The organism is Corynebacterium poyangense, assembly GCF_014522205.1.
Taxonomy (GTDB): domain Bacteria; phylum Actinomycetota; class Actinomycetes; order Mycobacteriales; family Mycobacteriaceae; genus Corynebacterium; species Corynebacterium poyangense.
On sequence record NZ_CP046884.1, the window covers coordinates 667,096 to 679,468 of the forward strand.

Here is a 12,373-nt window from a genome sequence, read left to right on the forward strand (position 1 = left end):
ACTTGAGGATCGTGAGTCAATTTCGCCGCTGTTGTCGCCCTGGGTGTAACCGTCCCGCTGTTGCCACACTGACCTATGCCTATAGTGAATCAACCGCGGTCGTCGGTCCGCTTGCCGAGTCGCCGGATCCACATAGTTGGGATCTGTGTGCTGAACATGCAGAGAAAATCACCGTTCCCTTGGGGTGGGAGATGCTGCGGGTAGATCGCATTGATGATGAGGATGACGATGACTTGACTGCTTTGGCGGAGGCGGTACGGGAAGCCGGACGTGGCCGCCCGCGCAGCGGTCTGGTGAGCGTAGAAGATCACTGGTCTGATCCAGAAACCTCCAGTCATCCGGTGCATCGTCTCAAGCGATTGGCGAAACAAAAAACTACTCGACGTGGCCATCTTCACGTGGTGCCGGATCTAGATGACGGCGATTAGACCGGTACACTAATCGGGTTAAGATTCCCCGCGTGATAAGGAAGTGACCCGGATTATGTACTCTCGCGAAGAGCTAGCTGACGTTATCAAGGCTTATGATGTGCGCGGTGTGGTCGGAGATGTATTCGACGAAAATCTGGTGCGCGATATCGGTTCCGCGCTGGGGTGCCTACTCCGGGAAGAAGGGGAACAGACCCTCGCCATCGGGCATGATATGCGCGAAAGCTCCCCGCGCTTGGTGGAAGCATTGATCGAAGGAGTCCTACCGCAGGGTATAGATGTCGTGGACTTGGGGCTGACTTCAACTGATGAGCTCTATTTCGCGTCCGGTTCTTTGCACTGTGCCGGAGTAATGTTTACTGCCAGCCACAATCCAGCTCGTTACAACGGGATGAAAATGTGCCGAGCAGGGGCTCGCCCAATTGGGAAAGACACTGGGTTAGATGCCATGTGCACCATGCTGGTGGAAGGAATTCCACCCTTTTCTGGCCAACCAGGTCAGCGTCGGGAACTTAATGTGCTGACCGCCTATGCTGATCACGTGAAATCCTTAGTGGATCTTTCATCCATGCGACCTCTCGTAGTAGCAGTTGATGCGGCAAACGGAATGGGGGGATTGACTGTTCCCGCCGTTTTCGAGGGTCTTCCTATTGAACTCAAACCACTATATTTTGAGCTCGACGGCACCTTCCCCAACCATGAAGCTAATCCCCTAGAGCCAGCTAATCTTCGTGATTTGCAGGAATTTGTCCAAGAAACGGGTGCTGATATTGGCTTAGCTTTTGATGGAGACGCTGATCGTTGTTTCGTGGTTGATGAGTTAGGGCAACCGGTTAGTCCATCGGCTATCTGTGCACTTATCGCTGAACGTTATTTAGCGACCCGCCCAGGGGCTACCATTATCCACAACCTTATTACATCTCAATCTGTTCCAGAAACCATCGCCCGCAATGGTGGTGTTGCGCTGAAGACCCGGGTGGGGCATTCCTTTATTAAGGCTGCGATGGCAGAATCAGGGGCAGTTTTCGGTGGGGAACATTCTGCCCACTATTACTTCACCGAGTTCTACAATGCCGATTCCGGAATTTTAGCGGCACTTCACGTTCTTGCTGCGTTAGGTTCTCAATCTAAGCCATTATCCGAATTAATGGCTTCCTACCAGCATTATGAGGCGTCGGGAGAAATTAACTCCACTGTCAACGATCAGCAAGAAAGAGTTGACGCCGTGTTGGACGCCTTTAAGGAGCGGATAGCTTCAGTGGAACGATTGGATGGGGTAAGCGTAAAACTCCAAGGAACCCCAGCTTGGTTCAATATTCGCGCTTCCAACACTGAGCCCTTGCTCCGGCTCAACGTCGAGGCTCGCTCGCGCTCAGAGGTAGAGGACTTGGTATCGGAAATTCTCAGCATTATTCGAGCCTAAACCGCTAACCTAGGAGGGCATGGAACCCCGAGACGATAACCCAGAGTTTTTTGAGCTGGCCTACGAGGGTGCGCAGATTCGCGCCCTCGCCACCGAGATTGCCGGGGGAAAGTGGAAGAAATTCGCGGAGTTTCAGCTCCGAAGTTTGATTGTTCTCTGTTTCGGAGACGTGGCTGAAGCTGCCGCCCACAGCGTGCTCGACCGGTTGGCGCCACTAGAGTTCCCCGTAGTTATTAGCCGACGTCTTCCTCACTACACCGGGGCCTTAGATGTGGTCCTCGTTCTTGGCGAGCAAGACCCCATGGAAAGACTGCACGTTGTTCAGTCAGCGCATGACCGAGGTGCTTTAACCGCGCTCATCGACAGCGGAATGCAGGGGGTAGCTGAGGAAGCGCCTTCGGCTACTTTGCGATTAGGCACCCCACTGGGAAGCGGCGTTGTGGAATCTCCACTTCGTTATGCCGGGGCAATCTATTCCAGTTATCAGCTTTTGCGTGGAGACTACAGTGATCTTGGCGCAGAACTTTATCGAGTAGCAGATGCAGTGGATCAGGAATTAGCCAACCTGGCTCCCTCGGTTAGTTACTCGGAGAATGCTGCCCGGCAATTAAGGAATCTGGCCACCGAATACGCCATCATCCACAGCGGTCAACTCAGCATAGCCCGAATGGTATCTGCCTTATGGGCTGCATGTGGATTACATTGCTGTGCACTAAGCCGGCCGGAACTGTGGAAACGCCTACGCACCCAGCCGCAACCGGACATCTTCCATGACCCATACGTGGATCCAGAAGCTACGGTGTTACCCTCGAAGGTTGTGATGTGGGGAGCCTACCCCACAGAAGCCGAAGCGGAATTAGGCTCCACCCGGGTGGAAAACGCCACCCAGGTGAATACTGGTTCGCTGGAAGAATTATTGATTTTAGTTGTCCGTGGCTTTTCTGCCACGACTTATTCTGTTAGTCCGGAGGACTGTTAAATGCAGCAGCTTGATGGAACGATCCGCAGTTACCCCTGGGGTTCGCGCACCATGCTCGCAGCACTGCAGGGGCGTCCTGTTCCCGCTGATCGCCCCGAAGCTGAACTATGGCTAGGGGCACATCCGATGAGTCCTTCGACAGTGGCAGGAAGGCCACTCACCGAAGTGATAGCCCAGGACCCGGAAGGATGCCTAGGGCGGCGGGTCGCCCAGCGGTTTGATAATAAATTACCGTTTCTGTTAAAACTGTTAGCTGCTGAAGAACCGTTATCCTTACAAGCGCATCCTTCCTTAGCGCAGGCTCAGGATGGTTTTACTCGTGAAAACGAGCAAAATATTGATGTGCGCGACCCTAAGCGCAATTATCGCGACGCTAACCACAAGCCTGAATTAACTGTTGCTCTGAGCCCATTCAAGGCGATGGCTGGTTTTCGCCCCTTAGCTCTCACCCGAGAACTCCTAACAAGTTTGAACTGCCCGGAGCTAGATCGCTATCTCGCGATGGTGGACGCCCCGTCAGAGGATCCTGAAGTTGAAGAAGAGAATCTTCGAGCACTCTTTACCACATGGATTACTATCCCTACGGGGGTACGAGAGACATTAGTGGCTGCCATTATTCGCGCAGCGAAAAACTATCAGCCTCAGAAAAATTGGATTGATGAGGTGATCTCTAACTTATTGCTGCTCCAGGAGCGCTACCCAGGAGATAGCGGAATACTGGGTGCGCTGTTGCTCAATCATCTCACCTTGGAACCCAGAGAAGCCATCCACCTGGCTGCGGGACAGCTCCACGCCTATATTCATGGTCTAGGGGTAGAGATTCAGGCAAATTCAGACAACGTGTTGCGTGGGGGACTGACCAGTAAATACGTGGATGTTCCTGAACTTGTTCGGGTTCTTGATTTCCATTCTTTGGCTGATCCTCGGACAAACCCGGTGCACCTCCCAGATCAGCCGGGAGAAATCTATCACGTTCCTATCCCAGATTTTGTCTTGCACCGGATCGCGCAGGCAGAAGACATCACCATCGATTTTGATGGGCCAGTTATCGGTTTATGCACCGCCGGTATCCTTAACCTCCGCACCCAGGGTGCACCTGCAAGCGATGAATCCGAGCTTCAACTTCATCCTGGGCAAGCAGTGTGGATCCCGGCCGATGATCCAGCAATCACACTCAGTGGTGGGGGAGAATTCTTCATCGCAACCGCCTAAAAGTTATCCGTACAGGCAGTTGCGATCTCCTACTAAGAGGTCGGTGAATCGGTAGTTTGCGTGCCCGAGTCAGGTGAGGAACTCGGTGGCAACGCCGAGGTTGATGCTGGAGTCGAAGTAGGTTGCTGCTCGGTCGTGGGGGGAACAGGCGACGTATTTGGCTGATTCGGAGTCGTCGGTACCGGCGAGGGTGGCGAGGTAGGTGGTTGAATCGGCTCCGGCGTAGGCTTCGGGCTCGGATGAGGCGGTGTAGTCGGCTGAGGCTCAGGCTCCGGAACCTTGGAAGGGGAGGATCCATCGGTTGCCTGCGTCAGGCTACTATCAGGTCGATACACCCTAGTTGGTGTTACTATCCGATGTGTCCGCGGTAACCAGGCGTTCGGAGGAAGATAGGGGTCATCACTCGGAAGCTCTTGATGTAGAGACTGAGTCCGAGCCTTGTTCTCCTGATCTTGGTCCACAGCTTCCGGTGCGCTGGAGTGGAAGGTGCTGGTTCGGCTCGTCGAACTAGCTTCGGCAATAGGATCAGGTTGAGGTTTTTCTGGATTAGTGGTGAGCCACACCATCAACCCCACAAGGAAAGCCAAACTTAGCCCCGAGACAATGAAAATAACAACTCCGTGGTTGCTATTGTCTGAGGGCTGCGTCTGCGTGCTTGTCTGAGAAATAATGCTTCGCCTTTAAAAATGGGAGATGGTGATACTGCCAAGACCCGGAAGAATATCCGGTTTTGAGGGGGTTGGGGAAAGCTGAGGCGATTCTGGTGTAGGAGATTGATTCCCGGCACCAGATTGTTGGTGGCCTTGGCTTCCAGGGATTCCCGGGATATTGCTGGGAATCTGAAGATGATGGAGAACCTCCGGGATCGGCCCCTTATGTCCGCCATTGGGGGTGGTTTGAGTGGCAGAAGGAACGGGAGATCCCGGATTGACTGGTCGGTAAACACTGGTTGGAGCAGCAGCGGCAGGGGCTGGAGAGACCCAAGCATGAGGTGCTAAGAACGGATCCTCGCTATAAACAGTGGTGGGGGGTACTACTTGCGGAGAACTGCCACTATTTGTCTCAGTAGGGACCACAGTTGTTCGAGAAGAGGAATGCTGAGCTGGAGAAGAACACGTATCCGTTGCGTTGAGCGGGACTGATTTCATGACTTCAGAGTTGTTATGGGGAGTGCTCAGTTGCCATACCCCTAAGCCAGCAATCCCCGCGAAGAGAATTCCGCCAGCAACAAAAACCGCCACGCGGCGGTTGGTGGTGGGGCTAGGATTATTGCTCAAAATACGTTCCTGATAATCATGATTGGGTAACAATTCTATAACTTAGCAGTCTTTGTGAAAAAAGGAAACCAAAATATACATGCTTTTTGCTGTGGTGTGGTAGAGAGTTCCGGGCTCAGGGGAGGGAAGGTCTACAGTGGTAGAGGTTGAGCCGATAAATAACTCAAAAGAGCACTCTGCTCACGGCGTGATCTGGTTGAGGAGGAAAACCACCAATGACGAAGTCTTTTGATTTCAAAGTTAAAGACCTGACACTGGCGGAATCTGGGCGGCATCAAATTCGCTTAGCGGAACATGAGATGCCGGGCCTCATGGAGCTGCGCCGAGAATACGCTGAGGAACAACCCCTAAAAGGTGCGCGCATCGCCGGCTCTATCCACATGACGGTACAAACTGCGGTGCTGATTGAAACATTGACCGCCTTAGGGGCCGAGGTTCGATGGGCCTCCTGCAATATTTTTTCCACTCAAGACGAAGCTGCAGCCGCGGTCGTCGTCGGACCGGGAACCCCGGAAGATCCGCAGGGAGTTCCGGTTTTTGCCTGGAAAGGAGAAACCCTAGATGAGTACTGGTGGTGTCTCAACCAGGTGTTTAGCTGGGGAAATGGGATAGAACCTAATATGATCCTGGATGATGGCGGGGATGCCACCATGGCGGTGATTAAAGGGATGGAATATGAAAAGGCTGGGGTGGTGCCTTCTCATGAACCGACAGATTCTGATGAACACATCGCCTTTCTCGGAATGTTGCGGGAGGCCTTGGATCACGATCCGGGTAAATGGACTCGGATTGCTGAGGAAGTCCGGGGTGTGACAGAGGAAACCACCACCGGGGTGCACCGCCTCTACCACTTCGCTGACCAGGGACTTTTGCCATTCCCTGCGATGAATGTCAACGATGCCGTGACGAAATCGAAGTTCGACAATAAATACGGCACCCGTCATAGTCTAATCGATGGTATTAACCGTGCTACCGATATGTTGATGGGCGGGAAAAATGTGCTTATTTGTGGCTATGGTGATGTTGGTAAGGGGTGTGCGGAAGCCATGAAGGGGCAGGGCGCCAGGGTGAAAGTTACCGAGGCTGACCCCATTAACGCTCTCCAGGCCCTGATGGAAGGTTTCCCTGTCGTTACTGTGGATGACGCTATTGGAGAAGCCGATATTGTTATCACTGCCACCGGAAATCTGGGGGTTATTAACTTTGATCAGATGTTGAAGATGAAAGATCATGCGGTGCTGGGCAATATTGGGCACTTCGACAATGAAATTGATATGGCCTCACTACTTCACCGCGATGATGTTGAGCGGGTCAATATCAAACCTCAGGTTGATGAATTCACCTTGCCCAATGGGAGAAGCATAATTGTGCTTTCTGAGGGGCGCCTATTAAACCTCGGTAACGCCACTGGCCACCCCTCCTTTGTGATGAGTAATTCTTTTGCAGACCAGACTATTGCGCAAATTGAGCTCTACTGCAACGGGGACAATTATGACAATGAGGTGTACCGGCTACCGAAGATTCTGGATGAGAAAGTTGCCAGAATCCATGTCCAAGCCTTAGGCGGGACTCTGACGGAGTTGACGAAGGAGCAAGCAGAATATATTGGTGTGGACGTAGCTGGCCCCTATAAGCCAGAGCATTACCGTTATTAAGAACAATTAAGGGCGAGCAGACGGCATGATAATTTGCATCGAAGGTATTGATGGAGCTGGGAAAAATACCCTGGTTCAGGCGCTTGTTCAACAGGTAGACGCTGAGGTTTTAGCTTTTCCTCGATACCAGGACTCAATAGCAGCTCAGCTTGCCGCCCACGCTCTTCATGGGGAGATGGGGGATATGGCTGATTCCCCCTACGCCATGGCCACTCTTTTTGCGCTTGATCGTCACGGTGCTCGGTCCCAGCTCTTGCCTTTCGCTGGGACTCAGGACCGGCTTATTGTGCTGGATCGTTATGTGGCGTCGAATGCGGCCTATAGCGTGGCTCGCACCGGGAATCCTGATCTCGCATCCTGGGTGTACCACCTTGAATTTGAACAATTAGGTTTACCCACCCCTGATTTGCAAATCCTTCTTACTACAGAGCCGGAAGTGGCCGCCCAGCGGGCACAGCAGCGAGAGATAGCGGATCACACCCGGAATCGGGATCGTTATGAACGAGATTATGGTTTGCAAAAGCGGACCTACCAGGCTTATCTGGAGTTAGTGAGGCAGGAATGGGGGAGTCCATGGTTGGCTACGACCGCCGCTAAGGATATCCTGCAAAGGATCCCCCACGGTTTACTCCGTTAAATTCCCGCATATTGAGAGTGAGGTCACAATGGCAGCAAAGATCCTCGTCGTTGACGATGACCCAGCCATCTCCGAAATGCTGACCATCGTTTTAGAATCCGAGGGTTTTGAAGCAATAGCGGTTATGGATGGCGCCCAAGCGGTTCCTGTTTTTGAGCAAGAACAACCTGATTTAATCCTACTTGACCTCATGCTTCCCGGCATGAATGGGATTGATATCTGCCGGATGATTCGGCAGCGCTCCTCCGTGCCCATTGTGATGCTGACCGCGAAAACCGATACCGTCGATGTGGTTCTCGGCTTAGAAACCGGGGCAGATGACTACATTACGAAACCTTTTAAACCGAAAGAGCTGATTGCTCGGGTGCGAGCTCGGTTGCGCAGTCAAGACAGTGCCCCGAGCGAGGTTTTGGAAGTCGGTGACTTAACTATTGATATCGCCGAGCACACCGTGAAACGAGGCGGAGAAGAAATTTCTTTAACCCCGCTAGAGTTTGATCTGCTCTTAGAAATGGCTCGACGCCCCCGTCAGGTTTTCTCCCGTGAAGAACTGCTAGAAAAGGTGTGGGGTTATCGCCATTCCACTGATACGCGGCTGGTCAATGTTCATGTTCAGCGACTCCGCTCGAAAATTGAACAGGACCCAGAAAACCCGCGCATTGTTCTCACCGTCCGGGGTGTGGGTTATAAAACCGGTGACGGTGTGGTGGGCGAACACGGCTAATCGTGAAAGCCATAAAAGCAACCTTGCTCCAGGCTCGAGACCGGGCTCTGGAAAGTTGGCGTACGTCTCTGCAGCTCCAAGTTATCGGCTCTATCTTCATCGTCTCCGCAGTGGTGATGATCCTCATTGGTGTGGGATTAGTTAGCTTAATTGCCCAGAGCCTCATCAATGCCAAGCTAGATATTGCAAATTCGGAAATTGATCGAGCCAGGGTTTCCGTCGAACAACAAATAGATGCCACAACATCGTCCAGTTCTTTGCAAGTGCGCCTCAATTCAGCTCGAGCCACATTGACTGCCCGGAGCGGCTCCGGGTCAGAGGCAGCGGCTGTCTATGAGCCCGTCTTGCTTGTTCCCAATTCTGATAATCCGCCCAGTACGTCGCCAGAAGGGTATAAAATCCCAGATCAACTGGTGCATTTTGTGGAGGAAGGGCAAGTCTCCTACCAATTTTCCACTATTGAGCGTTCAGATGGGTCCACCTACAAGGCACTTATTGTCGGATCACCGACGGCCACGGATATCCCCGGACTGCAGGTATATCTGGTGTTATCCCTCGAACAAGAAGAATCTACCCTGGCTATGATGCGTGGTTTGCTGTCTGCCGCGGGCATGGCTGTGGTGGTGCTTTTAGTGGGCATTACCTGGTTGATGGCTAATCAAGTCACCGCGCCGGTGCGCTCGGCAAGCCGTATTGCTCAGCGTTTGGCCGACGGGCATCTTCGGGAACGCATGGTGGTCAACGGGGAAAATGAAATGGCCCGTCTAGCGTTGAGTTTTAATACCATGGCTGAGTCTTTGTCGGCGAAGATTCAACAGCTTGAGGAATACGGTGACCTGCAACGGCAATTTACCTCGGATGTTTCTCATGAGCTTCGCACCCCATTGACTACGGTGCGCATGGCTGCGGACATGATTGCAAGCCAGGCTGAGGAGATGCCGGCTCATACGCGTCGAGCTTCAGAACTCATGACTCGTGAATTGGATCGTTTTGAAGCTTTACTCGCAGATCTCTTGGAGATTTCGCGCCATGATGCAGGAGTTGCAGATCTTTCTGAGTCGCAGCTTGATCTTCGATCCTGCATCCAAGCGGCGTGGCAACAGGTTTCCCACCTGTCGGACAAACTATCTGTGGAAGTAAATTTCCACCTCCCTGATTCCCCCGTCATGGTCTCCGCTGATTCTCGACGCATCGAACGGATTTTGCGTAATCTGCTAGCCAATGCTCTTGATCATTCCGAGGGAAGACCTATCGACGTGGAAATGAAAGCCAACGATCAAGCAGTAGGCATTATCGTTACAGATCACGGGGTTGGCCTAAAACCGGGGCAAGAGGAACTCGTCTTTAATCGTTTTTGGCGGGCCGATGCCTCTCGCGTCCGGCACTCTGGGGGAACTGGCCTAGGGTTAGCCATCGCCCGAGAAGACGCGCAACTTCACGGCGGAACCTTAGACGCCACCGGCACTTTCGGCGTAGGCTCTACTTTCCGTCTGATAATTCCGCGCACTCCAGGTGGAGAGATCAGCGACACCCCCATTGACCTCACCGCGCCGGAGCCGCCCCACGTCATCGACCAACCTGTTCTTCCAGAACTCGAGCGTGAAGAGGAGCCCTAAGATGAATGTCCGACGCCCATTCTTAGCGCTACTATGCTCCAGCGCGCTGTGCTTAGCCGGCTGCAACTCTTTGCCAGGTAATTCTGAACCTCAAGTACTACGCAAGTTCGAATCCTCTCAGGAAGAACCAAGTGCTATTAGCCCCATTGCCGGGCGAGAACCCGATTTGCTTGTGCGGGATTTCTATGCTGCTTCGGCACGCCCTACCGGGGATTATTTATCTGCGCGGAATTTTATGACCGCGGAGGCATCTCAGCGGTGGAATCCTAGGGAGTCCACGTTGGTGGTTAATCGGATAGATCTCACCACCCAACCGGGGGCTGACAACAGCACTCATTCCTATAAAATTCGCGGCGATGTTATTGGTCGCTTGGAATCAGACGGGACGTATCGGCCAGAGAATTTTCTGTACGAAGCCGATGTCAAGTTGCAGCAGGTTGATGGCGAATGGAGGATTTCTTCTCTTCCCAATGGCTTAGTGCTAGAAAGGTCGGAATTAAGAAACCAATACCAACCGCATGAGCTCTATTATTTTGACACGACGGGGAAGGTTTTAGTTAATGACCGTCGCTGGGTGTATTCCGCTAATGATTCGATGAATACCACCCTGGTGTCTTTGTGGGCGCAAGGTGCTAGTGAAATCCTTAAACCGGCGGTGAATGCTCACTTACCTAAAGACGCGGAATTTATTGGGGCTGAAGACCAAACCTACCGATTTAGCGGTTTAGCTGGCCTAGATCAGGGTGAAAGATTGAAACTAGCAGCGGAACTGGTATGGACGCTTTCTGCGGCTAGAATCCCTGGGCCTTATGGTATTGAGGCTGATGGGCAGCCACTTTTAGATTCCTACGACAAATACAGCACTGATGATTTCGCGGAGTATAATCCGGCAGTTTATGCCGGCTCGGATCCAGCCCTCTATGCGCTCACAGATAAGAATTTATTCCAAGTAACGAATAATGGTTTAGAAGACAAGAATATCGCTGTGGCCCATAGCGGCGATATCCGTTCAGCAGCCATTAGAGCAGATCACAGTGCAGCCATTGTGCGCAGTGATGGGGATAAGAATAGATTATGGGTGGGGAAAATCGACGCCCGTCTTGATCCGTCGTTGAGCGCTAGTTCCCTCACGACGCCCACCTTTGAATATGATTCTTCTGCGGTGTGGGTGGTAGCCGAGGGGCGTCGAGTCACCCGTATTGTCCGGTCCAGCACCACGGGAGAATTAGCCGAAAGTGTGGTTGACACCACCGATCTGAAGAAACTTGACGGGGATATCTCTGTTCTCCGGCTTTCACACGATGGGACCCGGGCAGCTTTTGTGGTGGCTGGAAAACTCTATACCGCGATTGTTCAGCGACCGGCTGCGGCAGAACGGCGTCTCACCCAAGTTATTGAGATCGCTCCACAACTAGGCGACTCTGTTTTGGCGGTGGACTGGCAATATGATGGGTCCTTGGTGGTTGGCACGTCCACTCCCGATAATCCCGTCTGGCGGGTAGAACTTGATGGCTCGGCGGTGACCTCTTTACCCTCAGGTAACCTCACCGCACCGGTGGTGGCTGTTGCTGCTTCACCATCAATGCTTTATGTCACTGATTCTCATTCCACCCGTCAGCTTCCTATTGGTGGTGAAGGAGGATTTTTCTGGCGGGAAGTCCCAGGTCTGCAAGGGGTGCGCTCGGCACTTACCGTCGCCAACTAGGGGGTTTGTGAGAGAATCATAAAAACAAAAAGGGGGGTCTTATGGAGTTATTTGTGCCACGGTGGTGCGCGGGGTGTCGCCAACCGGGGAGTGTGTTGTGTGCCGATTGTCAGGAGCAGCTTCGACGTATTCCGCAACGCATTACTCCGCGGGTAGATCCACACTGTCCGGTGTTTTCGTTAAGCCCGTGGAATGGACCGCATCGAGAAATTGTCCTGGACATGAAGGAACGAGCGAATCGGGCGATTCGTCCTTATGCAGGAGCAGTGATTGGTTCTGCGATTAGTTACCTTCAAGCGCGAGGGGAGTTACCTCATCGGCTGACTCTGGTGCCGGCTCCAACTTTGCCTAAGAATGCGCGACGCCGTGGCGGAGACCATATCACCGATATTTGCCGATTTAGCGGTTTTCCGACGAAAGTCGCTCTGCGCCATTCGGGGGTGCAGGATTCCGTGGGGCTGAGTGCGAGTCAACGACGTACAAACCTGAGCGGGGGTATCCGGGTGTACCCCTGCTTAGCAGAAATTTCCACGGAAGTTGTCCTGGTGGACGACGTGGTCACTACCGGGGCCACCCTGGCTGCGTCAACAGAAGTCCTGGTCAGCGGTGGTGTGCGAGTCAGGGCAGCACTGACCCTAGCCTTTGCCTGATGGCCGGAAAGTAAATATCAGGGGTACAGTTGTGGTGAATCGAGATTCCGTCCGACACGGAGGTAGG

11 protein-coding genes are annotated in these 12,373 nt (G+C 52.9%); 10 read left to right on the forward strand and 1 reads right to left on the reverse strand.

The window, feature by feature from the left end; all coding sequences use genetic code 11:
• Positions 1-11 precede the first annotated feature (11 nt).
• The 4 genes from GP475_RS03170 to manA are packed head-to-tail and all read left to right on the forward strand — an operon-like array spanning position 12 to position 4,042.
• On the forward strand, positions 12-428 hold the full coding sequence (locus GP475_RS03170; protein ID WP_187975212.1) for a DUF3499 domain-containing protein: 417 nt from the start codon (positions 12-14) through the stop codon (positions 426-428).
• 55 nt (positions 429-483) lie between these two features.
• Positions 484-1,851: a phosphomannomutase/phosphoglucomutase gene (locus GP475_RS03175; protein WP_187975213.1), complete on the forward strand. Its 1,368-nt coding sequence runs from the start codon at positions 484-486 to the stop codon at positions 1,849-1,851.
• Between the two features lie 19 nt (positions 1,852-1,870).
• On the forward strand, positions 1,871-2,830 hold the full coding sequence (locus GP475_RS03180; RefSeq protein WP_187975214.1) for a hypothetical protein: 960 nt from the start codon (positions 1,871-1,873) through the stop codon (positions 2,828-2,830).
• Complete coding sequence (gene manA, locus GP475_RS03185) at positions 2,831-4,042, forward strand: mannose-6-phosphate isomerase, class I (RefSeq protein ID WP_187975215.1); 1,212 nt, start codon at positions 2,831-2,833, stop codon at positions 4,040-4,042.
• Positions 4,043-4,722: 680 nt separating this feature from the next.
• Here manA and GP475_RS03190 read toward each other — a convergent pair.
• A complete protein-coding gene (locus tag GP475_RS03190; protein ID WP_187975216.1) occupies positions 4,723-5,319 on the reverse strand; it encodes a hypothetical protein in 597 nt (198 codons plus the stop codon).
• A gap of 215 nt (positions 5,320-5,534) precedes the next feature.
• On the opposite strand from GP475_RS03190, the gene ahcY reads away from it, so the two are divergent.
• From ahcY to GP475_RS03220, 6 genes are read left to right on the forward strand one after another with little or no spacing between them, the layout of a single operon-like run.
• Positions 5,535-6,974 (forward strand): adenosylhomocysteinase, encoded by a 1,440-nt coding sequence (ahcY, locus tag GP475_RS03195; RefSeq protein WP_187975217.1) that lies wholly within the window; start codon positions 5,535-5,537, stop codon positions 6,972-6,974.
• Between the two features lie 25 nt (positions 6,975-6,999).
• Positions 7,000-7,611 (forward strand): dTMP kinase, encoded by a 612-nt coding sequence (locus GP475_RS03200; protein WP_187975218.1) that lies wholly within the window; start codon positions 7,000-7,002, stop codon positions 7,609-7,611.
• A gap of 28 nt (positions 7,612-7,639) precedes the next feature.
• Positions 7,640-8,335: an MtrAB system response regulator MtrA gene (mtrA, locus tag GP475_RS03205; RefSeq protein WP_187975219.1), complete on the forward strand. Its 696-nt coding sequence runs from the start codon at positions 7,640-7,642 to the stop codon at positions 8,333-8,335.
• Positions 8,336-8,346: 11 nt separating this feature from the next.
• The gene (gene mtrB / locus GP475_RS03210; protein ID WP_394367425.1) at positions 8,347-9,951 is read left to right on the forward strand and encodes an MtrAB system histidine kinase MtrB; all 1,605 of its coding nucleotides are present in this window, start codon (positions 8,347-8,349) and stop codon (positions 9,949-9,951) included.
• Between the two features lies 1 nt (position 9,952).
• The gene (gene lpqB / locus GP475_RS03215; protein WP_187975220.1) at positions 9,953-11,656 is read left to right on the forward strand and encodes an MtrAB system accessory lipoprotein LpqB; all 1,704 of its coding nucleotides are present in this window, start codon (positions 9,953-9,955) and stop codon (positions 11,654-11,656) included.
• 41 nt (positions 11,657-11,697) lie between these two features.
• The gene (locus GP475_RS03220; protein ID WP_187975221.1) at positions 11,698-12,306 is read left to right on the forward strand and encodes a ComF family protein; all 609 of its coding nucleotides are present in this window, start codon (positions 11,698-11,700) and stop codon (positions 12,304-12,306) included.
• Positions 12,307-12,373: the final 67 nt, after the last annotated feature.